The 25,968-nt window shown below is 53.9% G+C and carries 25 protein-coding genes and 1 tRNA gene; 13 read left to right on the top strand and 13 right to left on the bottom strand.

Annotated elements, in window-relative coordinates; genetic code table 11:
- Positions 1 to 13: 13 nt before the first annotated feature.
- The 4 genes from ATG98_RS18960 to ATG98_RS18945 are packed head-to-tail and all read right to left on the bottom strand — an operon-like array spanning position 14 to position 3,524.
- The gene (locus ATG98_RS18960) at positions 14 to 1,279 is read right to left on the bottom strand and encodes an NAD(P)/FAD-dependent oxidoreductase (protein ID WP_098418549.1); all 1,266 of its coding nucleotides are present in this window, start codon (positions 1,277 to 1,279) and stop codon (positions 14 to 16) included.
- Between the two features lie 33 nt (positions 1,280 to 1,312).
- Complete coding sequence (locus ATG98_RS18955) at positions 1,313 to 2,107, bottom strand: SDR family NAD(P)-dependent oxidoreductase (RefSeq protein WP_098418548.1); 795 nt, start codon at positions 2,105 to 2,107, stop codon at positions 1,313 to 1,315.
- Complete coding sequence (locus tag ATG98_RS18950; protein ID WP_098418547.1) at positions 2,104 to 2,571, bottom strand: nuclear transport factor 2 family protein; 468 nt, start codon at positions 2,569 to 2,571, stop codon at positions 2,104 to 2,106. The genes ATG98_RS18955 and ATG98_RS18950 overlap by 4 nt, the downstream gene beginning before the upstream one ends.
- On the bottom strand, positions 2,568 to 3,524 hold the full coding sequence (locus tag ATG98_RS18945; RefSeq protein WP_098418546.1) for an acyl-CoA desaturase: 957 nt from the start codon (positions 3,522 to 3,524) through the stop codon (positions 2,568 to 2,570). The genes ATG98_RS18950 and ATG98_RS18945 overlap by 4 nt, the downstream gene beginning before the upstream one ends.
- Positions 3,525 to 3,564: 40 nt before the next feature.
- Between ATG98_RS18945 and ATG98_RS18940 the strand changes: the two genes are divergently transcribed.
- Complete coding sequence (locus ATG98_RS18940; RefSeq protein ID WP_098418545.1) at positions 3,565 to 4,641, top strand: NAD(P)/FAD-dependent oxidoreductase; 1,077 nt, start codon at positions 3,565 to 3,567, stop codon at positions 4,639 to 4,641.
- On the opposite strand, the gene ATG98_RS18935 is transcribed toward ATG98_RS18940, so the two are convergent.
- Entirely contained in the window at positions 4,616 to 6,088 is a 1,473-nt protein-coding gene (locus ATG98_RS18935; protein ID WP_098418544.1) for an HD domain-containing protein, read from the bottom strand. The genes ATG98_RS18940 and ATG98_RS18935 overlap by 26 nt on opposite strands.
- Positions 6,089 to 6,258: 170 nt before the next feature.
- Here ATG98_RS18935 and ATG98_RS18930 point away from each other — a divergent pair, with 170 nt between their 5' ends.
- The 6 genes from ATG98_RS18930 to ATG98_RS18905 all read left to right on the top strand — a co-directional run bounded on the left by ATG98_RS18930 (position 6,259) and on the right by ATG98_RS18905 (position 10,781).
- Positions 6,259 to 7,464: a PP2C family protein-serine/threonine phosphatase gene (locus ATG98_RS18930; protein WP_098418543.1), complete on the top strand. Its 1,206-nt coding sequence runs from the start codon at positions 6,259 to 6,261 to the stop codon at positions 7,462 to 7,464.
- An 18-nt stretch (positions 7,465 to 7,482) separates the two neighbouring features.
- Entirely contained in the window at positions 7,483 to 7,974 is a 492-nt protein-coding gene (locus ATG98_RS18925) for an STAS domain-containing protein (RefSeq protein ID WP_098418542.1), read from the top strand.
- 40 nt (positions 7,975 to 8,014) lie between these two features.
- On the top strand, positions 8,015 to 9,091 hold the full coding sequence (locus tag ATG98_RS18920) for an NAD(P)H-dependent glycerol-3-phosphate dehydrogenase (RefSeq protein WP_098424086.1): 1,077 nt from the start codon (positions 8,015 to 8,017) through the stop codon (positions 9,089 to 9,091).
- A gap of 74 nt (positions 9,092 to 9,165) precedes the next feature.
- Complete coding sequence (sixA, locus tag ATG98_RS18915; RefSeq protein ID WP_098418540.1) at positions 9,166 to 9,615, top strand: phosphohistidine phosphatase SixA; 450 nt, start codon at positions 9,166 to 9,168, stop codon at positions 9,613 to 9,615.
- A 34-nt stretch (positions 9,616 to 9,649) separates the two neighbouring features.
- Complete coding sequence (locus ATG98_RS18910) at positions 9,650 to 10,213, top strand: DUF1285 domain-containing protein (RefSeq protein ID WP_098418539.1); 564 nt, start codon at positions 9,650 to 9,652, stop codon at positions 10,211 to 10,213.
- Positions 10,214 to 10,319: 106 nt separating this feature from the next.
- Complete coding sequence (locus tag ATG98_RS18905; protein WP_098418538.1) at positions 10,320 to 10,781, top strand: FKBP-type peptidyl-prolyl cis-trans isomerase; 462 nt, start codon at positions 10,320 to 10,322, stop codon at positions 10,779 to 10,781.
- Positions 10,782 to 10,841: 60 nt separating this feature from the next.
- Here the strand turns inward: ATG98_RS18905 and ATG98_RS18900 are convergent, their stop codons facing one another.
- A complete protein-coding gene (locus ATG98_RS18900) occupies positions 10,842 to 12,494 on the bottom strand; it encodes an electron transfer flavoprotein-ubiquinone oxidoreductase (RefSeq protein WP_098424085.1) in 1,653 nt (550 codons plus the stop codon).
- Between the two features lie 373 nt (positions 12,495 to 12,867).
- Between ATG98_RS18900 and ATG98_RS18895 the strand changes: the two genes are divergently transcribed.
- From ATG98_RS18895 to ATG98_RS18885, 3 genes are all read left to right on the top strand, one after another.
- Positions 12,868 to 13,617, top strand: a complete 750-nt coding sequence (locus ATG98_RS18895; protein ID WP_098418536.1) for an electron transfer flavoprotein subunit beta/FixA family protein — start codon at positions 12,868 to 12,870, stop codon at positions 13,615 to 13,617.
- Positions 13,617 to 14,555: an electron transfer flavoprotein subunit alpha/FixB family protein gene (locus ATG98_RS18890; protein ID WP_098418535.1), complete on the top strand. Its 939-nt coding sequence runs from the start codon at positions 13,617 to 13,619 to the stop codon at positions 14,553 to 14,555. The genes ATG98_RS18895 and ATG98_RS18890 overlap by 1 nt, the downstream gene beginning before the upstream one ends.
- 86 nt (positions 14,556 to 14,641) lie before the next feature.
- Positions 14,642 to 15,883, top strand: a complete 1,242-nt coding sequence (locus ATG98_RS18885) for a saccharopine dehydrogenase family protein (RefSeq protein ID WP_098424496.1) — start codon at positions 14,642 to 14,644, stop codon at positions 15,881 to 15,883.
- 31 nt (positions 15,884 to 15,914) lie between these two features.
- On the opposite strand, the gene ATG98_RS18880 is transcribed toward ATG98_RS18885, so the two are convergent.
- Genes ATG98_RS18880 through ATG98_RS18860 form a run of 5 tightly spaced genes read right to left on the bottom strand, consistent with a single transcriptional unit; the run spans position 15,915 to position 22,947 of the window.
- Positions 15,915 to 17,072: an iron-containing alcohol dehydrogenase gene (locus ATG98_RS18880; protein ID WP_098424084.1), complete on the bottom strand. Its 1,158-nt coding sequence runs from the start codon at positions 17,070 to 17,072 to the stop codon at positions 15,915 to 15,917.
- Between the two features lie 28 nt (positions 17,073 to 17,100).
- Positions 17,101 to 18,738 carry a thiol reductant ABC exporter subunit CydC gene (gene cydC / locus ATG98_RS18875; protein WP_098418533.1) on the bottom strand — a complete coding sequence of 546 codons (1,638 nt, stop codon included), beginning with the start codon at positions 18,736 to 18,738 and terminating at the stop codon, positions 17,101 to 17,103.
- On the bottom strand, positions 18,731 to 20,515 hold the full coding sequence (cydD, locus tag ATG98_RS18870; RefSeq protein ID WP_098418532.1) for a thiol reductant ABC exporter subunit CydD: 1,785 nt from the start codon (positions 20,513 to 20,515) through the stop codon (positions 18,731 to 18,733). Before cydD ends, cydC begins: the two co-directional genes overlap by 8 nt.
- Positions 20,516 to 21,517, bottom strand: a complete 1,002-nt coding sequence (gene cydB, locus ATG98_RS18865; protein ID WP_098418531.1) for a cytochrome d ubiquinol oxidase subunit II — start codon at positions 21,515 to 21,517, stop codon at positions 20,516 to 20,518.
- Between the two features lie 2 nt (positions 21,518 to 21,519).
- Positions 21,520 to 22,947: a cytochrome ubiquinol oxidase subunit I gene (locus tag ATG98_RS18860; RefSeq protein ID WP_098418530.1), complete on the bottom strand. Its 1,428-nt coding sequence runs from the start codon at positions 22,945 to 22,947 to the stop codon at positions 21,520 to 21,522.
- A 233-nt stretch (positions 22,948 to 23,180) separates the two neighbouring features.
- On the opposite strand from ATG98_RS18860, the gene ATG98_RS18855 reads away from it, so the two are divergent.
- From ATG98_RS18855 to ATG98_RS18845, 3 genes are all read left to right on the top strand, one after another.
- On the top strand, positions 23,181 to 23,813 hold the full coding sequence (locus ATG98_RS18855) for a class I SAM-dependent methyltransferase (RefSeq protein ID WP_098418529.1): 633 nt from the start codon (positions 23,181 to 23,183) through the stop codon (positions 23,811 to 23,813).
- A gap of 208 nt (positions 23,814 to 24,021) precedes the next feature.
- Positions 24,022 to 24,107, top strand: a tRNA-Leu gene (locus tag ATG98_RS18850).
- Between the two features lie 162 nt (positions 24,108 to 24,269).
- Complete coding sequence (locus ATG98_RS18845; RefSeq protein ID WP_098424083.1) at positions 24,270 to 24,920, top strand: outer membrane beta-barrel protein; 651 nt, start codon at positions 24,270 to 24,272, stop codon at positions 24,918 to 24,920.
- Positions 24,921 to 24,996: 76 nt separating this feature from the next.
- Here the strand turns inward: ATG98_RS18845 and ATG98_RS18840 are convergent, their stop codons facing one another.
- Both ATG98_RS18840 and ATG98_RS18835 read right to left on the bottom strand, forming a co-directional pair.
- Entirely contained in the window at positions 24,997 to 25,266 is a 270-nt protein-coding gene (locus tag ATG98_RS18840; protein ID WP_098424082.1) for a hypothetical protein, read from the bottom strand.
- Positions 25,263 to 25,964: a hypothetical protein gene (locus ATG98_RS18835; protein WP_098424081.1), complete on the bottom strand. Its 702-nt coding sequence runs from the start codon at positions 25,962 to 25,964 to the stop codon at positions 25,263 to 25,265. The genes ATG98_RS18840 and ATG98_RS18835 overlap by 4 nt, the downstream gene beginning before the upstream one ends.
- Positions 25,965 to 25,968: the final 4 nt, after the last annotated feature.

Below are 25,968 nucleotides of genomic sequence, written 5' to 3'. Positions count from 1 at the left end.
CGATTACTCATGGTCAGAGCTCCACGCCAAAGGCACGGGTTACCCGCAACGCACTGTTTACACCGTCTTCGTGAAAACCATTGAACCAGTAGGCGCCGCAGAAGTGGCTGCGGTTCTGGTTGCCGATTTCCTCGTAGCGCTTTTGCGCCGCCACAGCCTCCAAAGTGAACACCGGGTGGGCGTATTCAAACTTTTTGATAACCTTGTCGGGCGCTATGTCGTGGCTACGGTTCAAGGTGACGCAAAAAGTCTCTTCCGCGCTGTGGAAATTCTGCAGAATATTCATGTTGTAGGTCACTGAAACCAACTCGTTATTGCTGGCAGGAATCAGATAGTTCCACGCCGCCCACGCCCGGCGATTTGACGGTAACACGCTGGCGTCTGTGTGCAGTACCACATCGTTATTCTGGTAAGCGATGGCGCCGAGAACCTGTTGTTCCGTTGCTGTGGGTTGGGCCAGCATGGCCAGCGCCTGGTTGCTGTGGCAGGCGAATACAATCTGGTCAAAGCGCTGCTCGCCGCCCGCGCACATCACGGTAACTCCGTCTGCGTCACGTTTCACTTGCTGCACCGGGCTATTCAACCGCAGGCGGCCGTCCAGGCGGTCCATCATTTTGCCCACGTATTGCGCAGAACCGCCGGTTATCACTCGCCAGGTTGGCCTGTCATCAACCGACAACATGCCGTGATTGCTAAAAAATTGCAGAAAAAAGCGGATAGGAAAGCGTTCCAGTACCACCTCAGGCGCCGACCAGATAGCGGACCCCATGGGTATAATGTAGAAATTGCGAAAGTACGCCGAGTAGCCGTTGCGGTCGAGGTAGCTTCCCAGGGTTTCGCTGTCGTCGATGCTTTGATTGGCCAACTGCTGCTGGGTTTCCTTATTGAAACGCAAGATTTCGCGAATCATTTTGAGGAATCGAGGGTTTAGCAGGTTGCGGCGCTGGGCAAACAGGGTGTTCAGATTCGTGCCGTTGTACTGCAGGCCCGTGCGGCGACTGTCGACACTGAAACTCATGTCGCTAACTTCTGACGCAACGCCTAACCGATCCATCAACTTGATGAAGTTCGGATAGGTCCAGTCGTTGTATACAATAAATCCGGTGTTTACCGGCCAGAAACGACCTCCCGAGGAGACTTGTTCGGTATTGGTGTGACCTCCGGCGTAATCCGCTGCCTCGAAAACTTCGATGTCGTGGTGCTCTGCCAGCAGCCAGGCTGCTGTGAGGCCGGACACACCGGCACCAATGACAGCAATTCGCTGACGCTGAAAACTCATTAACTGTTCGCCTTATGCCAGAATTATGTCGGGTTATTTTGCCGTGTTAGCGGCTGATTGCCGCGCCATGGCAGCGGCCATCCGGTCAATAACCGGTTGCGGCAGTGCACCCAAAAGCTTCATTGCCCAAGTGAACCGTTTGGGGAAGGCAATATCGCGATGGCCTTTCTTCAAACCGCTGACAATGCGCTCTGCGGCTTGTTCAGCGGTCAAGATAAAGGGCATGGGGAAGTCGTTGAGGTCGGTCAGGGGCGTTTTCACGAATCCGGGCGATACCACTACGACATCAATGCCTTCTGGCGCCAAATCGGCTCGAAGGCAATGGCCCAAATAGCTGAGCGCCGCCTTAGAAGCACCATAGCCTTCTGACCGCGTGAACGGCAGCCACCAAGCTGACGAGCTCACGATGACCAGAGTCGCCGATTCGCCTTCGGCGCGAGCCCGGCGCAGTGCAGGCAGTGCAATGTCCAGGCTACGGGCGGTGCCCATAACATTCGTTATGATGTTGTTACCGATCACGTCGCTGCTGTAATTGGCAATGTCGACGTAGTCACAGGTGCCTGCGTTCAAAATGGCCATATTGAGCGGGCCATGGCTTTCCAGAACCGGCGCAATCGTGACTAACTCCTCACTACTGGTGGTATCGGCGGCGGCAACACTGATGCGGTCTGAAGCCAATTGTTGCAGGTTTTGCAGTGGCTCCGGGCGGCGGCCCGTAAGCACCAGTTTATGGCCGTCAGCTACTAGCACACGGGTCAACGCTTCGCCAATGCCGGAGCTTGCGCCGGTGAGCCAAACATTGCTACTTTTCTGAAGCACGTTTTTCATCCGGCATGTTCCTTTATTTTGCGAATAATACCGCCCAGCAGAGGCAGGTTTTCATACAGTAGCTGGCCGGCATCAAAGTAATCCCGATGATAATTCACTTTGCCACCGCCAATGTGTAAATGGCTGATACCTTCTACCTGAATTTCTCGGCCGCCATTGATGCGCTTGTGGCGCAGATACATGGTCCAGGGCAGGGTAACGGTGCCTTCGTCCACGGCTTCCTGGGCAAATACAAAATGACAGGCGATGACGTTCTGGTAAGACCCTGCAAAATAGCGGGTTAATTCATCCAGACCGTGGACTTCGCCCAAGGGATCTTTGAAGTGGATATGCTCACCATAAACTCCGGCGAGCTTATTCAGGTTGCCTTTGTCTAATGTGTTAAACAGCTCGCGAAAGCGATTAACAACGTGAGGCGTGGCTGCATGTTGTGAGCCTACCTCGATTTTTGGTGCGATGGTCACGATTGCATCCTCCTGATGGAGTCTAACTTGCGGGTTTCTTCCTGAACGTTTTTCGGAATTGGGTTCAGGTCCCAGATAATTCCTAACCGGGCCAGTAACCACAGGCCGTACCAGGTAATGTCGATTTCGTACCAGCGAAAACCTTGGCGTACAGACTGCGGCCAGCGATGGTGATTGTTATGCCAACCTTCACCCAAAGTAAGCAACGCCAGCCAGAAGTTGTTGCGGCTGTCGTCCCCGGTTTCAAAACGCCGCTTACCCCACACATGAGACAGTGAGTTGATGGATACCGTGGCGTGAAACAGCACAACAGTAGAGATGAAGAAGCCCCAAACTAACAACTGAGGGCCATTCGTTCCCAGCCTGGGCGCCCAAGCTGCCAAGCCTTCACCTATGCCGTAAATAATCAGTGCCGCGATGGCCGGCACCAAGGCGTCGAACCGATTGATAAAGCGCAACTCGGGGAATTTTAACCAATCTCGTACTTTGCGTTCGTTCATCGAAAAACCGGCGTCACACGTGAACCATCCTGCATGGGCCCACCAAAAACCGCCTTGGTGGGGCGAGTGCAGGTCTTTCTCCTGATCTGAATGCTGGTGATGATGGCGGTGATGTGCCGCCCACCAAAGGGGCCCGCGCTGCGCCGAACTAGCACCTAATACCCCAAAAATAAATTGGGTTTTCCTACTTGTCTTGAATGTTTTGTGGGCAAAGTAGCGGTGATAAAATCCGGTAATCGCAAACATTCGCAGCCAAAAAAATGCCAGTGCGAACATCACCGCAAAGGTGCTGGTGCCGGTAAAATATACCAGCAGGCATGCCAGATGCAGGGCAATAAATGGTATAACCCGAACCAGGTTGAATGCCCGTGAATCACTGTCGAGATTGTCCGCGCCTGCGTCGGAATCAAACCATCGAACGATATTTAAAAACCAATGTCGAACTGGGGTCATACCCTTTAAGCCTTTAATTACTGATGGAAGCTGCAACACTATGTACCAGAACAACTCTTCTGACGGAACCGTAAGCGCTGTTACCGACACTATACGCTCTGTTGCCATTGTTGGTTCAGGCGTGGCGGGGTTGACCGCAGGCGTTTTGCTTAATGCTCAAGGGCACGATGTGACCCTGTTCGAAAAAAGCCGCGGCCCCGGTGGCCGGCTGTCTGCAAAACGGGTTGCCGGAACGTCTGTGGACATAGGGGGCCAGTATTTCACATCGCGGAATCCGGATTTTTTGCCGTTTTTACGCCAGCATGCCGGTGAGCACACGGTTGTTCCCTGGCACGGCCAGCTTGGCTACCAACAGAATAACGGTGACTGGTCAGAATTTCCCGCGGAACCGCGTTACGTCGGCGCACCCAGAATGACCGCCATTACCCGGGGCTTGTCTGAAGGCTTGAATGTTCAGGCGCAAACCCGGGTGGTAAAACTACGCCGTGACTCAGAAAGTAAAAAATGGCTTCTGCAGGACACCGACGGCCAGAATTTGGGAGCGTTTGACCAGGTAATTATAACCGCTCCGCCGGCTCAGGCCCGCGAGCTGCTGGCGGACAGCAGTGCGGCGCAACTTGCCTGCGAACTGGACACGGCGGTGTCCCAGATTTTGCCGTGTTGGGCCGTAGCCGTTAAATTTAACGTTAACCCCTGGCCGCGTTTTCAAGGGGCCAGAGTCGCCAATTCACCGTTGTTCTGGGTAGCGGACAACACCAGCAAGCCGGGTCGCGAGAACGCATTCGATGAACCTTCTGCAGGCCATTGGTGGGTGCTGCACGCAACGCCCGAGTGGACCAATGCCCACGTGAACGACGAACCCCAGCAAGTGGTGAATGGTTTGATGACGGCCTTCGCCGAGCTTAGCGGCAGCGCCGAACCAGCGCTGGAAACCTTAACCCACCGCTGGCTGTATGCCCGTTCTGACGCCGGCGACGAGCCTCAGCCCGGCCACCTCTGGTTCCCAGACGAGCAATTGGGGCTGGCCGGCGATTGGCTGGCAGGAGGGCGCATAGAAGGCGCTTATAACAGCGCCGTAAGCCTTGTGGGCGCTATTGGTGGATCGGAGCCGGCGTAAACGGCCGTGTGTAAAAATGGGTGATGATGCCGTCGCCAAACTTACTGAAAAAAGCGCTGACGTCGGTGATTTTCTGCAGCGACCTGCGTCGGTTGACGGGGTTGCGCATAAGCACCTTTATGCCGTTGAAATTATCCTGAATATTGGAAAAACGTGCATACATCGAACAGGTCACCACATTGGCCGGGTTCAGCGCCAGCTGCCCGGCCAGCCACTGACTGTGTTGGGCGATGGCGTCTGGGTTCAGATCTTCCCGGGTATCCAGGTGTTGCAGCTTTACCCGGTTCACGATGCAGAATGAAAAGCTTTCTGGCTGGCGCCGCGCCACTTTACGAAACGCTTCCCAGAAGAAGTTGTCCGTTAACTCCGCAAACCACTGCATGTCACTCAGGCAGGTATCAATCCAGTGGAAACTTTCTTCGTCATCCAATACTTCGTTGATGGCCTCGCGCAGCAGCCAGTCAAAACCCAGCGCGGTTTTGTGGGCATACACCTTGCGGTACATCTGGTAACGGCTATAAACGAAATCCTCCAGCGCGCCCAAGCCTTTCTGGGTGATGGCCAGCCCCAGCCATGGCTCGTCGGGGTTCCAGCCAAAGCGCAGGTTGCTCAACAGATGGTCCAGATTAAAGCCGCCAATGGTGACCGACGAGTGAAAACCGTCGCGCAGCATGTAATCGGCCCTGTCAGCATCGATTTCGCCGGATACGATAGACGACAGCAGGTTCATGACCATTCCCGGAATATCGTCTTCCACAATAGCGCCGCCGTGAGCATCGGCCCCGGCGATGAATTCCCAGAAAGTCATTGCGTGCTTGCAGAAAGTGGGGCTTGGTTTAACTTCTGTGGTTTCCATAATGCCGATAACGTCGACCGCGTTTAGCCCGGCGGCGGCCAGATCTATAGCGCTGAGCACTTCGTGCGCTACACGCACAGAATAATGCTCGTGCTCCAGCTCCTCCGGCGGCTGCGGGTGGTACTGGCGAAAGTCCACATCGGCCCACAAATCCTCAAACCTTCCGGGCCGCGACATCAGTTCGCGAATGTGGCGGGCCTGGCTGAACTGGTGCGAAAAGCTGGAGTGGCCGCTGTCGTGAAGCAGGCAGCCCAAACGAATGGTTTTGGCCAGGTAGTCGATAGCGTCAAGTTGGCTCAGGGTCAGGTCGGTTTGTTCACTGAGTTGGCGCTCGCGCAGATAGGCGTCGATCATCGCACGGAACATGCGTGTGCCCACGTGCATCACGCCAATGCTGTGCAAGAATCGCGAGTGGGTGGCGCCGGGAAATACCAGGCTGAGAATGTCGTTCTGGCAGATATTGCGCAGGCGCTGGAACAGCGGGTGGTCTATCACCTGTATTTCATGGCGGTACAGGGGAATGGCCCCGTGAACCGGGTCCATAATCAGTTTGTCGTAGGCTCCGAGCAAGTCGTTTACGGCGCGCCTCATAATCGGCTTTCCCTAAAATTGATGGTACTCTTGGTTTCGTAATGGATTCGTAATGGTTTTGTAATGGTTTCGTACCGGTTTTATACCGGTTGTTATATCACAGAGGAATGCCAGAATAAGCCCTGTACCCTCTGTTTTCCGCTTCTCGTCAGTCGTTTAGGGCAGCTGCTATGGTTTTGCGTACTCAGCGCATTTTGATCATTGATTCCGACGCAAATGCGCGTGCCGAACTGTCCCGTTACCTGGAAGTTCGCGGCTTTTACGCGCTTGGGTATGCAAGTCCGTCAGCGGCCAGCGCGCTTTACGAGGGGCCAGCACCAGACATCATATTTGCGGATTTACCGCCAGACGCCATTCAAAAAGTGGCAGACCGCCTTGAAGACAGCGATCATTTTATTCCGATTGTGGCCTGCGCTGAACAGGCCACAGGCGCCGACGTTGTAGCGGTCATGCGGGCCGGTGCCTCAGATTTCCTGCTAAAACCCTGCAGTTCAGACCGTAACGCTCTGGACGATGTAATTGCAAAGCTGCTTGAGCGAGCACGAATCAATCGCTTGAATCAGCTATACCGTCAAGAGCTGGAAGACGCCAACCGGGAACTGCGATCGGGTATGTCCGAGCTCAGCGCAGACCACCGTGCTGGCCGCAAGGTGCAGATGAAAATGCTGCCAGAGCACAATATGGAAGTGAACGGCGTGGTCATCGACCACCTGATCAAACCATCGTTGTTCCTGAGCGGCGATTTTCTGGATTATTTCAAGTTAAACGATGACAAAGTAATGGTGTACATCGCAGATGTGTCTGGCCATGGTGCCAGCTCTGCGTTTGTTACGGTGCTACTGAAAAATCTGACCAGCAGGCTACGGCGTGACTTAAGGCGAGGGTTTAATGATGAAATCATGCATCCTGAACTCTTTTTACAACGTATAAATTCAGAGCTTCTGGATACCGGTTTGGGTAAGCACGTGACTATTTTCATGGGCATTATTGACTTGAAAACACGTGTTTTGAGCTACACGGTAGGTGCGCATCTTCCAATGCCGATCATTGTGTTTGAAGATCAGCCGGCAGAGTTCTTAAAGGGTAGCGGGCTTCCGGTTGGGCTGTTTGAAGAGCCTGAATGGCAGGTGTTTCAGCTGGCGCTGACGGCGCCGTTCAGGTTGCTGATGTTTTCAGACGGCATCCTGGAGGTCATACCGGCTAAAAGCCTGGATGAAAAGGAGCGAACACTACTTGAACTCGTATCGGGAGGTAGTCACACTATTGACTCTTTGAGCGAGGCCTTGAATCTCGATGAGATGACGGAATTACCCGACGATATCGCTATGGTGTCGGTCACTGACACCTCAGGTGATTCAGAAAGCCCGTCGTCCTAAACAGTGGCAGTATGGAAAATGGCTGGTTATAAAATTCTGCAAGCGGAAGAAAAAGGCATTTATGTCTTGAAGTTTGTTGGTGAAATACGCCTGAATCTGTGCTCGACGCTGGATAACCTGGTTGAGTCCATCACTCAGGATCCCAATTTCAGAACCGTGGTCATCGACCTGTCTGAAACTGAAGTCATCGACAGCACAACTCTGGGACTTTTGGCAAAAATAGCATTGGCCGCCAAAAAACAGAGCGGATGCACGCCCAGCCTGATTTCCACCCACCCGGATATCACACGCATCATCGGTTCGATGGGTTTCGACAGTATTTTTATTATTGTCGGCGAGCCGGTCTCCAGCATGGAGCGCCTGGAAGAAATTCCGGAGCTGAAAGCCGGTGAGCAGCAGGTTCGCGACAAAGTGCTGGAAGCCCATAAAATACTGATGGGTATGAACAGTCGCAATCGGGAAGAATTCAAAAATCTGGTTCACGCCCTGGAATGCGAAGAAACCGGCTGAGCGAAAAACGGAATGACTGTTCCTGAAGAGTTAAATAACTATGGCCGAAAACACAACAGCGCCCGCGCAGGGCAACGCGTCCAATGCACCAGGCCGCCATGATGTGGCAGTGCTTGGCGGCGGCAGTTTTGGCACAGCCATGGTCAAAGTGCTGGCTGAAAATGGCCATCGGGTGCATTTCTGGATGCGCGACCAAGCTCAAGCCGACAGCATCCGCGAAACCGGTCAGAATGAGCGTTACATGCCCGGTATCATGCTGGCCGGTGATATAGAACCCACCACAGATTTTCCCGGCGCCGTTGCCAACGCCGAAATTGTCTTTGTTGCCATCCCATCAAAAGCCTTCCGTGATGTCATTCACCAGCACGCCAGCTGTTTTCGTGATGGCCAGGTAGTCGTTAGCCTGACCAAAGGTATTGAAGCCCAGGGCTTCAAACTGATGAGCGAAATACTGCAGGAAGAAATCCCCCAATGCCGTATAGGTGTGCTCAGCGGTCCCAACCTGGCCGCGGAGATTGTAAATCGTGATCTGACCGCCACCGTCATAGCCTCGGAAGACCCACAGGTGCGCACCAGCGTTCAAAACCTGCTGGGCTGCGAGTATTTTCGAGTTTACGCCAACGCCGATATGTACGGCGTGGAGCTGGCGGGTGCATTGAAAAATATTTACGCCATTGTCGCCGGGCTAGGTTCGGCTTTGGAGATGGGCGAAAACGCCAAAGCCATGCTGATTACACGGGGCATGGCCGAAATGAGCCGCTTTGCGGTCAGCCTGGGGGCCAATCCTATGACCTTCCTGGGACTGGCTGGCGTTGGTGACCTGATTGTTACCTGCACATCGTCCAAAAGCCGGAATTTCCGTATTGGTTACGCGATTGGCAAAGGCAAGCAGCTGGACGAAGCGGCGGCCGAGCTGGGGCAGGTCGCAGAAGGTATTTACACCTTGAAACTGGTGCGCGACAAATCCGAGGCCATGGGCATTCAAATGCCGCTGGTACGGGGCTTACACGAAATTCTATATGGCAATGCGTCTGTAAAGGCGGTTATCAACGGTTTGATGACGGCCGCGCAGAACTCCGATGTGGAGTTCATTCTGCCGCGCACAATAGTTCAATAACGATTCCATAGCGGTTTCATAGCAATTCTATCGCGACTTTTTTTTCAAGTTAACCAAACGCTTAGAGGTTATTGATGAAGCTTCTTATAATGCGCCACGGCGAAGCGGGCTGGCACACACAGGATGAGCAGCGCGAGCTCACCGACGTGGGTAGGCAACAGGTTGCCCGAGTGGCCGGCCAGCTGGCGGAAAGTGATAGCCGCCCGAAGCTCATCTGGTGCAGCCCTCTGGTTCGTGCCCGGCAAACCGCCGCGATAGTGGCCGAAAGATTGAATTGTTCGGTTGAAGAAAAGCGGTTCATTACGCCAGACGACGATCCGGCCCGTTGCCTGGAGGCGTTATTGGCCAGTACGGCTTCACCGTTGTTGCTGGTGTCGCACATGCCATTGGTCGGCGTGCTTACCAGCCTGCTGACAGACGGCCACCGGCGCGGTGCAGCGTTCATGACGGCCCAAGCCGTGCTGCTGGACATGCCCGTCGTCGGCCCCGGCTGCGCTGATCTGAAAAACCAGTTTTTCCCCTGACCTTCACTGTAGCTACCCACCAAGGGAGTCTTCTATGAGCCAACAACCAACAGACCTGGAGCAGCTCGCAAAGTCTGTTCCTGCCAAAGGTTTACCGCCACTGCAAGACTGGCATCCGCCGCTCTCCGGCGATATGGAGATGCGCATAGATCGCGCCGGCGATTGGTGGTTTAAAGGTAATATTATTGGGCGCGAGGCACTGGTGAAGCTGTTTTCCAGCATATTGCGGCTAGAAGAAGACGGCGAGTATTACCTGGTTTCACCGGTCGAAAAATGGCGCATTCAAGTGGAAGACACACCGCTGCTGGCGCACTCATTAACAGTAAGCGGGCAGGGCGAACAACAGGCGCTGACGCTAATCACCAATGTGGGAGAAATTCTTAGTGTTGGCGCCGACCACCCGCTGCAAATGGACACTTACCCCGGTACTGGTGAACCCCGACCGCTGATAACGGTGCACCATGGCGTGAAGGCACGGCTGGTAACGGCGGCTTACTACGAATTGGCGGACTTGGCCGTTGAGCGTGTAACAGACGGCGAACCCGTGGTTGGCGTGTTCAGCAAAGGGAATTTTTATAAATTGACCGGTAACGGTTGAAAACTCTGCCTGCGCCCCAAAAAATAATGGTTATCGCGGTTTAGTCGTTGTTAAGCTGGGTATACATGAATTCAATACAGTCATTTCAGACACGCAAGGAGATCACATGGCACAACCCCGCGTTGTATCCATCCATTACACGCTCACCAATGACCAGGGAGAAGAACTGGATTCCTCCCGCGTAGAAGGTCGGGAGCCGCTGTCTTACCTGGAAGGCGCACAGAACATCGTCGGTGGGCTGGAAAGTGCACTGAATGAAAAAGTCGCCGGTGACGCCATGAAAGTTTCAGTGGCTCCTGCTGAAGCCTATGGTGAGAAGAACGACGAGCTGATTCAGCCGGTTCCCCTCAGCGCATTCGAAGGCGTAGAGTCCATTGAGCCAGGCATGCAGTTCCAGGCGGAGACGCCGAACGGCCCCCAGGTGGTGCGCGTTATTGAAGTAGGTGACGAGACCGTTACTATTGATGCGAACCATCCTCTGGCTGGCGAGACCCTGCACTTTGATGTTGAAGTTGTTGAAGTTCGCGACGCAACAGACGAAGAACAGGAACACGGGCACGCTCACTAAATTACTGTGGACTGCTCGTAAAAAAGGCTCCCTTGGGAGCCTTTTTTTTGCCTGTTACTATTACATGTTGGGGTAGTTTGGACCGCCGCCGCCTTCTGGTGTTACCCAGGTAATATTCTGGGACGGGTCTTTAATGTCGCAGGTTTTGCAGTGCACGCAGTTCTGCGCGTTAATCTGGAAGCGTTTGCCGCTGCCATCTTCCGCTTCAACCACCTCATACACACCCGCAGGGCAGTAGCGCTGTGCCGCTTCGTTGTACTTCGGCAGGTTGTGCTCTATCGGAATGCTTGGATCTTTGAGCTGCAGATGAACCGGCTGGTCTTCTTCGTGGTTGGTGTTCGAGATAAACACCGACGTCAATTTGTCGAAGGTCAGTTTATTGTCCGGTTTTGGATAGCTGATCTGCCTGCAGTCAGCCGCCGGTTTCATCGCATCGTGATCGGCCAGGGTGTCGTGCAACGTGAAGGGCAGGCTACGGCCCAGAATATTCTGCTCCAGATACGCCAGGCCACCACCAATGATCGGGCCAAATTTGTGAATGCTGGGGCCGAAGTTACGGTCTTTATAGAGCTCTTTGTACAGCCAGCTGTCTTTGAAGCGGTCTTCAAAACTGGTGATCTCTTCGCCGCTTTTACCTGCATTCAGCGCTTCAAACACCGCTTCTGCGCCCATCATTCCAGATTTCATGGCCGTATGAGTGCCCTTGATCTTGGAGAAGGTCAGGGTGCCGGCGTTACAGCCCAGCAGGAGGCCTCCGGGGAAACTCATCTTCGGCAGGCAATTAAAGCCGCCTTTGGTGATGGCACGGGCGCCGTAAGATACACGCTTGCCGCCTTCCAGATGTTTTTTGATTTCCGGATGGTGCTTGAGCCGTTGCATTTCATCAAACGGGCTAAGGTGTGGATTGCTGTAGCTCAAATCAGTAATCAGGCCTACATATACCTGTCCACCTTCAAGGTGATACAGGAAGGAGCCACCGGTAGAGTTGCTTTCGCTCAGGGGCCAGCCGGTAGTGTGCACCACCAGGCCCGGTTCGTGTTTGGCCGGGTCAATGTCCCACAATTCTTTGATGCCAAGACCATAGTGCTGGGGATCCTTGCCGGCGTCTAGCTTGAATTCGTTGATCAGGCGCTTGCCCAGGTGGCCGCGGCTACCTTCAGTGAACAGAGTGTATTTGGCGCGCAGTTCCATACCGGGCATGTAGCTGTCTTTATGACTGCCGTCACGGGCTACGCCCATATCGCCGGTAATAATGCCTTTGACCTGGCCGTCTTCCACAATCGTTTCCGACGCCGCAAAACCGGGATAGACTTCAACACCGAGCTCTTCGGCACGCTCACCCAGCCAGCGGCAGAAATTACCCAGGCTGATAATGTAGTTGCCGTGGTTGTGCATGTTCTTTGGCACAAACGCATTGGGTATCTTTGTGGCTTTTTCCTGATCTTTTAGCAGGAAAATATCATCACGGGTGACCGGAGTATTCAACGGTGCGCCCAGCTCTTTCCAGTTTGGAAACAGCTCGTTTAAAGCAGTTGGCTCAAAAACGGTACCGGCCAGAATGTGAGCGCCGATTTCGGAGCCTTTTTCCACCACGCAAACCGTTAATTCCTGGCTTGCATCTTGGGCGAGTTGCATCAGGCGACAGGCTGCCGAAAGGCCAGCAGGACCACCACCGACGATCAGGACATCAAACTCCATCGATTCGCGTTCCACGTTAGTCTCCTCAACCATATTTTTTAAATGTTGGACAGTCACGACTGAACCGAGCTCTTCAAAATCTGTGCGCTATTATACGTGTAAAAAACCCTGCAGACGACTGCGTGCTGCTAAAGTTAAGCTAGCGTTGTATCTATAGTAACTCTTCTTGCGTCTTCCTGGTACGCCAAACAAACGTTCGTTTTAATTGATGTGTAGGGATTTTCTCCCTGTTCTCAAGCTGCTACGGCTGTGCCGGCATGACCTAAACGGCGCCATTTCTATTGACCCGCTTTCGCTTTATCGGCAGTATTGTTGCACTCCCGCAGCAGATACTCCCATTGAATTTGCTGATACGTCTTTAAACACATCGTAGAAGAACGAGGAATCTATGAAGGTTCTGGTTGCTGTAAAACGAGTAGTTGACTACAACGTAAAAGTGCGTGTAAAGCCGGACAACTCCGGCGTTGATCTCGCTAACGTCAAAATGGCAATGAACCCATTCTGCGAAATCGCTGTTGAAGAAGCGGTTCGGCTGAAAGAAAAGGGCGTTGTGAACGAGATTGTGGTGGTTTCTATTGGCCCCAAGGCCTGTCAGGAACAGATCCGCACCGCTTTGGCATTGGGCGCGGACCGTGGCATCCACATTGAAACAGACGCAGAGATTCAGTCTTTGCAGGTTGCCAAGCTGCTGAAAGCTGTAGCCGACAAAGAGCAGCCCAACCTGATTATTCTGGGCAAGCAGGCCATCGACTCAGACAACAACCAAACTGGCCAGATGCTGGCCGCGCTGGCAGGTATGAGCCAGGGTACGTTCGCGTCTGAAGTTGTGATCGACGGTGACAAAGTAAACGTAACCCGCGAAGTAGACGGCGGCATGATGACCGTTTCACTGACGTTGCCCGTGGTTGTTACCACCGACTTGCGTTTGAACGAGCCGCGTTACGCGTCTTTGCCCAATATTATGAAAGCAAAAAAGAAGCCTCTGGAGTCCATCAGCCCGGCTGATCTGGGTGTTGATGTCGCTCCGCGCCTGACAATTGTCAAAGTGGAAGCCCCGGCTTCACGCCAGGCAGGTATCAAAGTTGCAGACGTGGCAGAGCTGGTTAACAAATTGAAGAACGAAGCGAAGGTGATCTGATGAGCATCCTTGTAATTGCTGAACATGACAACAGCAGCCTGAAGCAGGCGACCCTGAGTGTTATCGCAGCCGCCAAGGCTATCGGTGGCAACATCGATGTGTTGGTTGCCGGTGAAAACGTGGGCGCCATCGCGGAAGCCGCAGCAAAGGCTGACGGTGTTAACAAGGTGATGGTTGCTGATAACGCGGTTTATGGCCACTTTTTGGGTGAAAATCTTAGCCAGCTGATTGTTGAGCTGGCCGAGGGTTACACCCACATCCTGGCAGCTGCCGGCAGTACGGGCAAAGACACCATGCCCCGCGTAGCGGCATTGCTGGATGTGGCTCAGATTTCTGACATCATTCGTGTTGAAGCCCAAGACACCTTTGTGCGCCCGATTTATGCGGGTAACGCCATCGCAACGATTAAATCCAGCGATAGCGTTAAGGTGATCACCGTGCGCCCAACCGGTTTCGACCCGGTAGCAGCAGAAAGTGGCTCCGCATCGGTGGAACAGCTGGACGTGGTAAAAGATGCAGGCTTGTCCACGTTTGTGAGTGAACAAAAAGCAAAATCTGACCGCCCTGATCTTGCCAGCGCCGGGATTGTTATCTCTGGCGGCCGCGGTATGCAGAACGGCGAAAATTTCAAAATGCTGGAGCAGATCGCCGACTTGATGGGTGCCGCTGTCGGTGCATCCAGAGCCGCTGTTGACGCCGGCTTCGTGCCCAACGATATGCAGGTAGGGCAAACCGGAAAAATCGTTGCGCCACAGCTGTACATTGCTGTTGGTATCTCGGGTGCTATTCAGCATCTGGCGGGTATGTCTGATTCCAAAGTGATTGTTGCTATCAACAAGGACGAAGAAGCACCTATCTTCCAGGTAGCAGATTACGGCTTGGTTGCGGACCTTTTTGAAGCGATACCGCAGCTTGAAGAAGAACTTAAGAAAGCGTAATAAGCTTCTGGTTCTATTGAAAAAAGGCACCTTTCCCGGTGCCTTTTTTTATGAAAAATCCGATCAAAACACAGGCAGGAAAAGTGATGAGTGCAAGCAAGAAGCCCCCTTACGATTTGCTGGTGTTCGGCGCCACCAGTTTTGTGGGTCAGATTCTGACCCAGTATCTGTACGACACCCATGGCGTGGGTGGCGATGTTTCCTGGGCTATAGCCGGCCGCTCCCAGTCAAAGCTTGAAACACTCAAGAACCAGCTGGGGTCAGGCGCTGCAGACTTACCGTTATTGGTCGCCGATGCCGCCGATGAGCCGGCACTGCAGGCACTGTGCATGCGCACCCGGGTGATCATTTCTACGGTCGGCCCATATGCGCTTTTTGGCGAACCACTGATCAAAGCCTGCGTCGAAACCGGCACTGACTACTGTGACCTTACCGGTGAAGTACAGTGGATTGGCAAAATGGTGTCGCGTTATGAAGCGGCCGCGAAGGAATCCGGCGCTCGAATGGTGCACTGCTGCGGTTTCGACTCTATTCCTTCAGATATGGGCGTCTGGTTCCTTCAGCAACAGGCTCAGAACGCTTTTGGCAGCGTCTGCCAAGACGTACGCATGCGCGTGAAAGCGGCCAAGGGAACGCTCTCTGGCGGCACAGTGGCGTCAATGATCAACATCGCCAAGGAAATGGCCGCCGATCCCGAGCTGCGCCGCTCTATGGCGAACCCGTTCTCCATCAGCCCGGCGGGCCACCGTTCAAAAACCCGCCAGCCTTCGCTAAAAGGCCCCGGGTTTGATAAAACCCTGAACAGCTGGCTGGCACCGTTTGTGATGGGCGCCATCAACACCCGTGTTATTCACCGGTCTAACGCTCTGCAAGATACCCGCTACGGCCTGGAATTCACCTACGACGAAGCCGTGATGACCGGCCGGGGTGTGAAAGGCCGGCTGACTGCTTACGCCATCACTGCAGCTTTGGCGGGGTTCTTTATGGGTTCTGCGGTAAAACCCACACGCTGGGCTATTGAAAAATTCGTGCCGCAGCCAGGCGAGGGGCCAAGCCCGGACGCTCAGCAGGCCGGCTTTTTTGACATACGATTTGTGGGAAAAACCGCTGACGGACGCACGATCATTACCCGTGTTAAAGGCGATCGCGATCCGGGTTACGGTGCTACGAGTCGCATGCTCGGCGAAGCAGCAACCTGTTTGGCATTCGACATTCCGAAGAATCGGGACGGCGGTTTCTGGACTCCTGCATCCTTGCTGGGCCAACCGTTGCTGGAGCGCTTGACCAGCCGCGCCGGGTTGAGCTTTGACGTGCTGGAGACCCGTTAAAACGGGTCCCAGTCATCAGCACGTTGCCGGTTTACCAAAGCCTTTCGTAAAGCGCTGCGATCTGCAGCGCAGTCGGCACCCGCGGGTTATTGCCTGGGGAGCCAGACGCCAAGGCTTGTTCGGCCATTGTAGGTATCAACTCAAAGAATCCGGCGCGATCAATGCCAAATTCGCCTGGAGTTGGTACCTGAAGTTCTTCGTTCAGCGCGTACAGTTCTTTCATCAGCTTCTGGTTAGCGCGGTCTGTGCTGTCGCTCTCATCAGCAACGCCCATGGCTCGCGCGCAATCGGCGTAGCGCTCGGGCGCTGAGGGGATAGAGAACTCGGTAACGGCCGGCAACAACATGGCGTTCGACAAACCGTGGGGCACATGAAACGCAGCGCCGATAGGGCGGCTCATGCCATGCACCAACGCCACGGATGCAGCGGAAAATGCGATGCCCGCCAAGGTTGAACCCAGCATCATGGCTTCACGGGCCGGTTTGTTGGCTCCGTCTTTATAGCTGGTACGCAGATTTGGCCCCAGCAAGCGCATAGCGGCCAGCGCCTGGGTGTCGCTGTACGGATTCGCTTTCTGACTGACGTAAGCCTCCATTGCGTGGGTCAGGGCGTCTATGCCGGTATCGGCGGTGGTTCGTGCAGGTACGGTGAGGGTCAGGTTGTAGTCTACCAGAGCCGCAACCGGCATAAAGCCGATGCCCACACAGAGCATTTTTTCATCACTGGTTTCATCGGTGATGATGGTAAAGCGGGTGGCTTCCGAACCTGTACCGGCGGTGGTTGGCACCGCAATCACCGGAATACCGCTTTCATTGACGATGCGCGGAAATTTGTAATCGCTCATTACCCCACCGAAGCTGGCCAATATCGAAATCGCTTTGGCACTGTCAATCGGACTGCCACCGCCAAGAGCGACAATACAATCGTAATCGCCGTTGCGAACCTGCTCAACGCCGGCCTGAATAGAGCCCACTGTGGGTTCCGGGACGGTATCGCTAAACACATCGGCACTTATCGAACGCTGCAGCAGGCACGCCTTGAGCGACTCTGCATAGCCTAGATCGACCATCATCTTGTCGGTAATAATCAGCGGTCGGCTGCAATTAAGGCTGGCAAGTACATTGGGTAATTCTTCACTGGCACCGGCGCCAACCTGCAGGATGCGTGGAAGTATTATTTGCGAAGACATAGTCGATCCCGAAGTTTTTATATTTATATTAAAGCGCAATCGTAGCGGTGCCACCTGCCAGTGCATCCACACTGTGAGCCAGGCTGATCACCGTACGGCCCGCCAAACGTTGTTCCAAACGGCAGCATATGCGGTCCCGCAGGGCTTTGTCGACACCGGTGAATGGCTCGTCCAGCACGAACACGGTCGCAGGGCTTAGCAGCACTCGCGCCAGCGCAATGCGCCGGGCTTCGCCGCCAGACAGTACATTACCGCCACTGCCCAGCCAGGTATCCAGCTGGGCCGGCTCGTCACCAAAGCGGTCTCCCATCTCGACCAGGTCCAGCACTTGCCATAGATCGTCATCGCTGGCCTCCGGGTTGGCCATTTTCAGGTTCATGCTTAAGGTGTCGTCAAACAGATAGGTTTGCTGGGTCAGGTAAGCAACCGGAAGGCTGCTAACGCTACCGCCTGATGGGTTTATTAGCCCGCTCAGAGCGTCTGCCAGGGACGATTTTCCGCTGCCAGACCGGCCGGTAAAGCCTAGCCACTCCCCGGGCTTGAGTTCGAAGCTGAGAGGGCGGGCCAGCAAAGGCTGACTGTTGCCGTGGCGCAGCTGCAGATCGTGAACCGCGACCGCAAAAACGCCGTTCTCAGGCGTTTCCATTGCCGTCGTCTTCGCCAAGGTGACATCGCTGTGCTTGGCGCTTTCTGCTGTGTCGCGGTTCAAGCGCCGGGCAGAGGCGACAGTGCCGCCAAGGCGGGAAAACGCGTCGGGCAACACGCCATACACCTCGCCTAATCCCAATAAAGCGATGGGCAGCAAAACCAGCACCGGGCCAGACAGCATTTGCTGCTGGTACAGGCTAAATCCCATCCACAGAGCCACCACTACTGCCAGGTTTATCAACAGGTTTGAGCCGGCAAGGTGCCAGCCCGCCCGAGCCTCAATAGTGCATTGCTCGCTGGTTAACTGCTCGGCCTGCTGCATCAACAAAGCACTGTGGTCACGGGCACGGCCAGCAGCGGTAAGCTCTGCGTAACCTTCAATGTGCTGAACCAGCTGGCTTCGTAGTGTGTCCCGGCGCTCACTTTGAGCCCGAGCCAAGCTATGGGTGCGCATGTAGACAGTGCCCGTTGCCACCACAAAGGCCAGGCCCAGGCACGCAGCGACCAAAACGCCGGTTTGTACACTAAACACCGTAGCGGCCAGGATAATAACCCCAACACTTACCAGCGCCGCCAGGGACGCAGGGGCAAGTAGGCGCAGGTAGAGAGTATCCAGCGCGTCCACATCGGTGAGCAAGCGTGACAGCCATTGTGCGCCCGTCATTGGCGAGCGCTGGCTGCGGGGCACGAGGGCCAGGCGTTTAAATAGGGTCACCCGAATGTCGGCCAACAGTCGTAGCACGGTTTCGTGATTGTAAATTCGTTCCAGGTAGCGGAATACCGTACGCGAAACCGCAAACAGCCGAATGGCCGAGCCGGGCAGATACAGCTCGATCGTGGCCTGAATACCCATGGCGATCAACAGGCCAACCAGAGCTGTTCTGGTGATGAACCACCCAGACAACGCCAACAGAGCGATACCCGCAAGCAGCGTAACTAGAATCAAAAAAGCGCCAATCAGTAAGCGGTTACGGCGGTGAAAAACCAACTGCAACCAAGGGCGCAGAGCATCAAACATGGTGACCTCCTTCAGCAGTGGCCTGTAACCGGCCATCTACCACCTGCAGTACCCGGTCAGCCAGTGCGAGCAACGCCGTGTGGTGGCTGGAAAACACCAGGGTTTTTCCTTGCTGCTTCAATTTGGACAGGGTTTGCACAATGTGCTGTTCGCTGTCGGCATCCAGCGCGGCTGTGGGCTCATCCAGCAGAATCAGGTCGTAATCGGCCACCAGAATACGCGCCAGGCTAAGGCGCCGTGACTGCCCACCCGACAGGCCCTGGCCATCTTCCATCACTTTGCTGTGAATGCCATCTGCGCGCTCAGCAAGCAAAGGACCCAGGCCAACCTGTTCCAGCGCGGCTGCTATATCACTCTCGCTGGCCTGCGGTGCGGTTAAGCGCAGGTTGTCGGCCCAGGTGCCATCTACCAAGAAGCCTTTTTGCCCTAACCAGCCAAACGCTTGCTGACCGGGGGCTTTGTCGAAAATGGTAATGGCACCGCTTTGTGGAGCGATAAATCCCGCTATCATATTCAGTAAGGTGCTTTTACCACCTCCGGAGGGCCCCGTTAGCGCAAGGGCTTGGCCGCGGCCTACGCTGAACGACACCCGGTCAAACAGCAGCTTGTTTTTGCCAAAGCCAGAGCCGAAGCCAAAGCTGACGTCTTGAACCATCACCCCGGTGCTGTTCTGCGAGGGAGCAGGGCGAACCCGCTGGCCAGTCGGCTCTGAGGCGTTAAGCCGGCTGAAAATTTCAGCGCCGGCACCCAGAGCGGATGCACGATCGTGATAGTGCTGTGATAGTGTGCGCAAGGGTTGAAAGAATTCCGGTGCCAGCAGCAACACCAATAAACCGGAAAACAGCGTTAAATCCGCTGCCGGGCCAAAATCGATGTAGCCCAACAGGCCAAAGCCGATATACATGGCTATAACGGCGATGGCCACAGACGAAAAGAACTCCAGAACAGCTGACGACAAAAACGCCACCCGCAGGGTTTTCATGGTGATAAACCGGTATTGGTCCGAGCGCTGTTGCAGAACCTCGGAAGCGGGGCCGGTTTGCTGAAACAGTTGCAAAGTGGTCAGCCCGCGCACCTTATCCAGAAACTGGCCGGACAGGCGGCTGACGGTTTGAAAGTGCTGTTGATTCAGTGATTCAGCGCCCATACCCACCAAGGCCATGAACAATGGAATCAGTGGTGCCGCCAACATTAAAAATATTGCCGCTAGCCAGTCTAACCAGAATACAAACGCTAGAATCATCAGCGGTAGCAGGGTGGCAATCAGCATTTGCGGCAGAAAACGTGCGAAGTAGCCGTGCAGAGCATCAACGTGGTCAAGCCATTCACGGCTGTGAGTGCCAGCAGAAGACTGGTTCAGGCTCACTGGCCCGGTGGCTTGCCAGCAATCGTTAAGTTGCTGACGTACCTGTTGGCGCACCTGCTGGCTGCAGCGTGACGCCAGAGTGGTTTGCCAGCCTTGAGCCAGTGCCCGCACCCCTAATGTGGCCAATAATCCCAGAAAATACGGTGTCAATGCGGCCAAAGCGACTTTTTCCACCAGACCCTGGTGAATAATCGTGGCTAACAAGGTCATTTGTACAATGGTAGCGAGGCCTGCAAACAAACCAGCTACCGCCGTGCTGGTAACGCTTTTGCTGTGTGTCTTGGCCAAGCCTTGTAACCATTGCTTCACCTCTGCACCCGGTAGTACCGGTGACGAATCACCGGTACTACCGTTATTAAGGGCGCTAGCGTTATTCAGGGCGCTAGTGTTTCGCGCGTCGGGTTCAGCCACTTAGTGGTATCCCTCGCCGGCGCGCACTTTGCCGCGGAATACCCAGTAGGTCCAGGCGGTGTACACCAGCACAAAGGGAATAACGATCAGTAGACCTATCAGCAGGAATAGCTGTGAATTGTACGCCGACGCGGCATCCCACAGGGTGTAGTCGGGCGGCACCAGGTAGGGCCAGCGGCTCACGATTAGCCCAAAATACGTCGTGATGAACAGTCCCATGGTGGCCACGAACGGCATGCCTTCAAGCCGGTTGCGCACAGAGCGGAAAATCTGAAACGCAAACAGCAAGGTCAGAACCGGCAGCACCCAAATCACGCTTAAGTTGTCGAACCAGCGGTTACGCACCATGTCATCCACGAACGGTGTCCACACACCTATTATTCCAAAAACAACTAAAACCGCCGTAAGAAGAGGCAAGGTGATCTTGTATGCCCATTCTTGCAGCCGGCCTTCGGTTTTCATGATCAGCCAAGTGGAACCCAGGAGTGCATATCCGGCAATCAAGCCAAGGCCAGTCATAATGGTGAACGGAGTTAACCAGTCCATCGCGCCACCGACGTAAACTCGATTGGCGGTTTCATAGCCTTGAATGTAACTCCCTACCACCACACCCTGCGCAAACGCTGCCAGGGTAGAGCCGCCGGCAAACGCCCAATTCCACAAATAGCGCGAGCTCTGCGCCTTAAAACGGAATTCGAACGCAACGCCTCGAAAAATAAGCCCGGCCAGCATCAGGAACACCCCAATGTACAGAGCAGGCAACAATATGGAGTACACCAGAGGAAATGCCGCAAGCAGCCCGGCACCGCCAAGCACCAGCCAGGTTTCGTTACCGTCCCAAACAGGCGCCACCGAATTCATCATAGTGTCGCGATCCTGCTCCGAGGGCGCGAAGGGGAACAAGATCCCCACGCCCAGATCGAAGCCATCCATCAATACATACATGATTACGCCAAAACCAATAATAAACGCCCAGATTAATGTCAGATCAAATAGTTCCATGATCAGTGCCCTCCTTGGTTCACTGGCTGCCCATTGGTTTTGCCAATTTCAAATGTGGTGTGTGCCGCAGACAGGGGGCGCTTCGGCCGCTCGGTTTGTGACTCGGGCTCTTCATAATCAGCCTCAAGACCTTCAAACAAAACCCGCATCAAATAGTAAACTCCAGCGGAGAACACCATCGAATACACCACCACGTAACCAATCAGGGTGAACAGAGCCATACCGCCGGTGAGTGAGGGTGTAACGGCCGCTGAGTAATCGAGCATGCCGTGAACCAGCCAGGGCGAGCGCCCGACTTCGGTCACAAACCAGCCCGACAATACCGCAATAAACGGCGTAATACTCATAACGCGCAGACCCTGCAGAAACCATCTTGTGCGCCAGAATTTGCCACCACGGCGCAGGAACAAGCCGGCCAGCGCGAACACAATCATCAGCAAACCAAGGGCGACCATTATGCGGAACGACCAAAACACGATCGCAACCGGTGGCCGCTCTTCAGCCGAGACTTCATTCAGGCCCAAAATCTCACCATTCCAATCATGGGTGAGCACGAAGGAGGCCAGGCTGGGGATACCAATTTCAAAATGGTTGGTCTGGTTTTCCTGATCTGGAATAGCGAACAGCAGCAGAGGCACGTTAGTCCCGGTTTCCCAATGACCTTCCATTGCAGCCACTTTCATTGGCTGGTGCTCAAGTGTGTTCAAACCGTGAAAATCACCAACCACTGCTTGCGTCGGCGCCACAATCAACAGCAGCCACAGACACATAGACAGCGCTTTCCGGTTGGCCTCTACTTCGCGGCCGTTGAGCAGATACCAGGCACTTACTCCGGCGACAACAAAGCCACCCGTAAGGAACGATGCCAGCACCATGTGGGCAAAGCGGTAGGGGAAGGAAGGATTGAAAATCGCTTCGGTCCAAGATGTCACGTAAAAAATGCCGTCACGCAGTTCGACGCCTGCTGGTGTGTGCATCCAGCTGTTGGCCGATAGAATCCAGAAGGTCGATATGAAGGTTCCGGTCGCCACCATAATGGCGGCAAACAGATGCACACCGGGTGGAACTTTATTACGGCCAAACAACAAAACGCCCAGAAATGCAGCTTCCAGGAAGAATGCTGTTATCACCTCATAAGTCAGCATTGGACCTAGAAAATTGGCAGTCGCTTGGGAAAAGTTGCTCCAGTTTGTACCAAACTGAAACGACATAACGATTCCGGATACCACGCCCATGCCAAAAACCACGGCAAAAATTTTGGTCCAGAACGAAGACAGGCGAACCCAAGATTGATCGCCAGTTTTAAAGGCCAAGCCTTCCAGCACGGCAATATAAGAAGCAAGACCCACAGTAAACACTGGGAAAATAGCGTGGAAAGACACCACGAATGCGAATTGTATTCGCGACAACAGGATGGGATCGAGTTCCATAGAACCTCCGGTAACTTCTCACACAGAACCATAGGGCTCATGCCCTTGGCGTCGACTGCCTTTGGTATCTTTAGTGTTGTTGTTACCAGTAGGTTATTGCATCGTACTATCTTATACAGACGTGCGCGTCGGACAGATTGTCGCACTCATGACATATATTAAGAACCGAAGGTTGCGACGCACTGATACTATAGCTTAGCCAAAGAAATTAACAACTTACGGGCGTGTCACGAATGGGATTTTACCAAGAAAAAATACTGCCTCATCTGGTTGCCAAAGTGTGCGCCAGTGACGACCTGATGGCGTTGCGCCAGAGCCTGGTGCCCAGGGCAAAAGGGATTGTGCTGGAAGTGGGAATGGGTTCGGGCATCAACCTCTCGCTTTACCAACCCAGCGCAGTTGCGCGCGTATACGGCCTGGAGCCGTCGGCCGGTATGCGTCACAAAGCCATCGAAAATGCCAACCGATCACCAGTGCCCCTAGAGTGGCTGGATTTGCCAGGCGAGGAAATTCCGCTGGCAGACAACAGCATAGACACAGTGGTGCTCACCTTTACACTGTGCAGCATAGCCGGCTGGGAAAAAGCACTGATCCAAATGAAAAGAGTATTGCGAGCTGATGGCAAATTGTTGTTTCTGGAGCACGGCGAATCACCGGATGCCAAGGTTCAGCGCTGGCAACACCGAATAACACCGGCCTGGAAGCGCATTGGTGGCGGCTGCCACCTGAACCGACCCATTGCCGACCTGATCCGCAGCGCAGACTTCGATATCGTTGAGCTAGACACCTTCTATCTGGAAAATGCGCCGCGCATTGCCGGCTACATTTATCGGGGTGTTGCGGTGCACTCAAAGCAGATCTTTTAAATTAGAAGCCAATCCGAATTGCGTTAGCGAACGCGGCCTTATACAATTCCTCGCTCAAAAACATCCCCTCGAAATGCTCCGATGGTGGAATAGGTAGACACAAGAGACTTAAAATCAATTTTTGGTTGATAGAAGGTCTAGGTATATCAAGTGTTTACTGGTATTTTTGAGGCGCGGTGTATCACTGGTGCATCGCGTGAAAATAATTGCCCGGATGGTGGAATTGGTAGACACACAAGACTTAAAATCTTGAGACCATTGGTCGTGCCGGTTCGATTCCGGCTCCGGGCACCATCTTTTCAGCCGCTCGCATGGATTGCCTAGCGGTTGCGACACCTGCCTAGTGGTGTGACTGTCAGGAAGAGGCCGGCACCCAATCCCCAGATTTCCGTTGCACTTAGAATTTCAGCCCTATAGGGTCTGGGTCCGTTACACTGCAATAGAGAAGGAATTCAAATGGTCAAGCGCGCTATCGTCGTCATTTCATTCGCGGCCTTATGCTCAACCGCAGTTGCGGCAAACAAGCAGACTGCGAATGAATATTCTTACCTTGATTTGTCCGCCCAAGTGGTCAATTTTGATGATGAAATAGCTATACCCGTTCGTGGTGGTAGTGAAATCTATGACGGTGCACTCGGTGGTGGTGCAAAATTATCGTTCCAGCCCTTTGCCTTTGGCTTTGGTTTCATAGAAGGGATTGGCTTTTATAATGAAGGAAGTAGCTCTGATTTTTCAGCAACCTTATTTGATATTGGTTTAGGAACTGCATATCCATTGACCAGCGCCCTTGATGTCATTGGAACTGTTGCGCTGACAAGACAAGAAATTGAATTTTGCTCTTCCGGGTTTTGCGCTACAGCAGAGGCAGATGGTCCAGTAATTGGCGCTGGCATTCGCTTAAAGATAAATGAACGGTTCGATATTCTTGCTAAATATGAGCGGGAAGATCTCGACATTGAAGTTGCTGGTAGCCCCGCCGATAACGAAACTTATAATGTTGCAATACTCGAATTTCGTGCGGGTGGAGAGCGACATGGGTTGATCGGAGGCTTTGAATCTAATGACGGAGATCAGACATTCAAACTTGGATATCGTCTCAATTACTGAAAGGTAGGCTTAAACCATAGTCACTAGAATAAGTGGCGGGGTAACGTAATATAGCCCATACCCCGTCGCCATTTTTTTAGACCTCCTCACACCACCGAATAAAGCCCTCACTTAGCCAGTCCGGTTCAAGATCCAGAAAACCACAGCAATGCCGCAACATAGGCCCGCACCTCACCACATCATCAAACGCCTGTTCAAGATGGTAGTTTTCAGCGTCGAAATCCCGCGTGTGCTCACCCTGCCAAAAGCTGCGAGCATCCGACACCAGCAGGCGTAGAGCTTCACTCCATAGGTTAGTTTCAGGCTTTGCGGCGTCCCTGCCGTAGTCTACCGCCTCCACGATCAATCAGCGTCAGCCGGTACCGGATTATAAGAACTTTCCAGACTCCGAGAAGCATCGGCGCTTTTAGCTTCGGCTTGCTCAATTTCTCGCAATTGGACGGGGTCGTACCCGCTGGCTATTGATTTGTTAACAATTCCCAGCGCCGTCATTCCGGCACTGAACGATTCCAGCAGGTCAGATTTTGCCGCTGTTTCCTCGGGTGCGAGTGATTCCATAATGCCCTCACGGTAACGGGTCTGCATATCGGCAGTGACACCAGAAAGCAAACTCGGTGCCTCACTTATCGCGGCTATGAATGAAGCGTCACCAGCCTTTAATGCCGCGTTTAGGGCTGCGCTACGCTCCTGGAAAGACATTCCCCGCAAGGCTGTACGGATTTCAGCGCCGTGCAAAGTTTCGCGCAGTCCTGATTTTTCGGTGATCGCCCGGTCTAATTCATCAATTCCCCGGCGTACATTATCGTTTAACACTTTTTCCCATCTTGCGGTTTCGGTTTGCAGCCGCTTGGCCTGGGCTGCAATTTTTAGGGTGTGGCCCGCGTCTGTGTCTTTGGGGCTTTTGTTGGCGCTGAAATTCTCTAGCCCTTCAACGCTGCGGATCATCTGGTTAACGTGAGTCTGAAGACTCCGTGCGTATGTGTTCTTTTCGGCTGCCTTAGCCATGCGTGAGCCGATTTCTTTCAGGGGGTTGCTGTATTTCATAGGT

Origin of the sequence: Marinobacter sp. LV10R520-4 (assembly GCF_002563815.1) — a bacterium.
Classification (GTDB): Bacteria; Pseudomonadota; Gammaproteobacteria; order Pseudomonadales; family Oleiphilaceae; genus Marinobacter.
Note: the sequence above shows the minus strand (reverse complement) of the source record. Positions and strands in the feature narration are given on the sequence as shown.

What these genes read in the sequence shown, in the direction of transcription:
- sixA (WP_098418540.1), top strand. Translation starts at nt 9,166, where the DNA reads ATGAAGCTTCTTATAATGCGCCACGGCGAAGCGGGCTGGCACACACAG.
- ATG98_RS18885 (WP_098424496.1), top strand. Translation starts at nt 14,642, where the DNA reads ATGAGTGCAAGCAAGAAGCCCCCTTACGATTTGCTGGTGTTCGGCGCC.
- cydB (WP_098418531.1), bottom strand. Translation starts at nt 21,517, where the DNA reads ATGGAACTATTTGATCTGACATTAATCTGGGCGTTTATTATTGGTTTT.
- ATG98_RS18920 (WP_098424086.1), top strand. Translation starts at nt 8,015, where the DNA reads ATGGCCGAAAACACAACAGCGCCCGCGCAGGGCAACGCGTCCAATGCA.
- ATG98_RS18925 (WP_098418542.1), top strand. Translation starts at nt 7,483, where the DNA reads ATGGCTGGTTATAAAATTCTGCAAGCGGAAGAAAAAGGCATTTATGTC.
- ATG98_RS18880 (WP_098424084.1), bottom strand. Translation starts at nt 17,072, where the DNA reads ATGTCTTCGCAAATAATACTTCCACGCATCCTGCAGGTTGGCGCCGGT.
- ATG98_RS18860 (WP_098418530.1), bottom strand. Translation starts at nt 22,947, where the DNA reads ATGGAACTCGATCCCATCCTGTTGTCGCGAATACAATTCGCATTCGTG.
- ATG98_RS18855 (WP_098418529.1), top strand. Translation starts at nt 23,181, where the DNA reads ATGGGATTTTACCAAGAAAAAATACTGCCTCATCTGGTTGCCAAAGTG.
- ATG98_RS18945 (WP_098418546.1), bottom strand. Translation starts at nt 3,524, where the DNA reads ATGACCCCAGTTCGACATTGGTTTTTAAATATCGTTCGATGGTTTGAT.
- cydC (WP_098418533.1), bottom strand. Translation starts at nt 18,738, where the DNA reads ATGTTTGATGCTCTGCGCCCTTGGTTGCAGTTGGTTTTTCACCGCCGT.
- ATG98_RS18895 (WP_098418536.1), top strand. Translation starts at nt 12,868, where the DNA reads ATGAAGGTTCTGGTTGCTGTAAAACGAGTAGTTGACTACAACGTAAAA.
- ATG98_RS18890 (WP_098418535.1), top strand. Translation starts at nt 13,617, where the DNA reads ATGAGCATCCTTGTAATTGCTGAACATGACAACAGCAGCCTGAAGCAG.
- ATG98_RS18845 (WP_098424083.1), top strand. Translation starts at nt 24,270, where the DNA reads ATGGTCAAGCGCGCTATCGTCGTCATTTCATTCGCGGCCTTATGCTCA.
- ATG98_RS18835 (WP_098424081.1), bottom strand. Translation starts at nt 25,964, where the DNA reads ATGAAATACAGCAACCCCCTGAAAGAAATCGGCTCACGCATGGCTAAG.
- ATG98_RS18930 (WP_098418543.1), top strand. Translation starts at nt 6,259, where the DNA reads ATGGTTTTGCGTACTCAGCGCATTTTGATCATTGATTCCGACGCAAAT.
- ATG98_RS18940 (WP_098418545.1), top strand. Translation starts at nt 3,565, where the DNA reads ATGTACCAGAACAACTCTTCTGACGGAACCGTAAGCGCTGTTACCGAC.
- ATG98_RS18935 (WP_098418544.1), bottom strand. Translation starts at nt 6,088, where the DNA reads ATGAGGCGCGCCGTAAACGACTTGCTCGGAGCCTACGACAAACTGATT.
- ATG98_RS18955 (WP_098418548.1), bottom strand. Translation starts at nt 2,107, where the DNA reads ATGAAAAACGTGCTTCAGAAAAGTAGCAATGTTTGGCTCACCGGCGCA.
- ATG98_RS18960 (WP_098418549.1), bottom strand. Translation starts at nt 1,279, where the DNA reads ATGAGTTTTCAGCGTCAGCGAATTGCTGTCATTGGTGCCGGTGTGTCC.
- ATG98_RS18910 (WP_098418539.1), top strand. Translation starts at nt 9,650, where the DNA reads ATGAGCCAACAACCAACAGACCTGGAGCAGCTCGCAAAGTCTGTTCCT.
- ATG98_RS18905 (WP_098418538.1), top strand. Translation starts at nt 10,320, where the DNA reads ATGGCACAACCCCGCGTTGTATCCATCCATTACACGCTCACCAATGAC.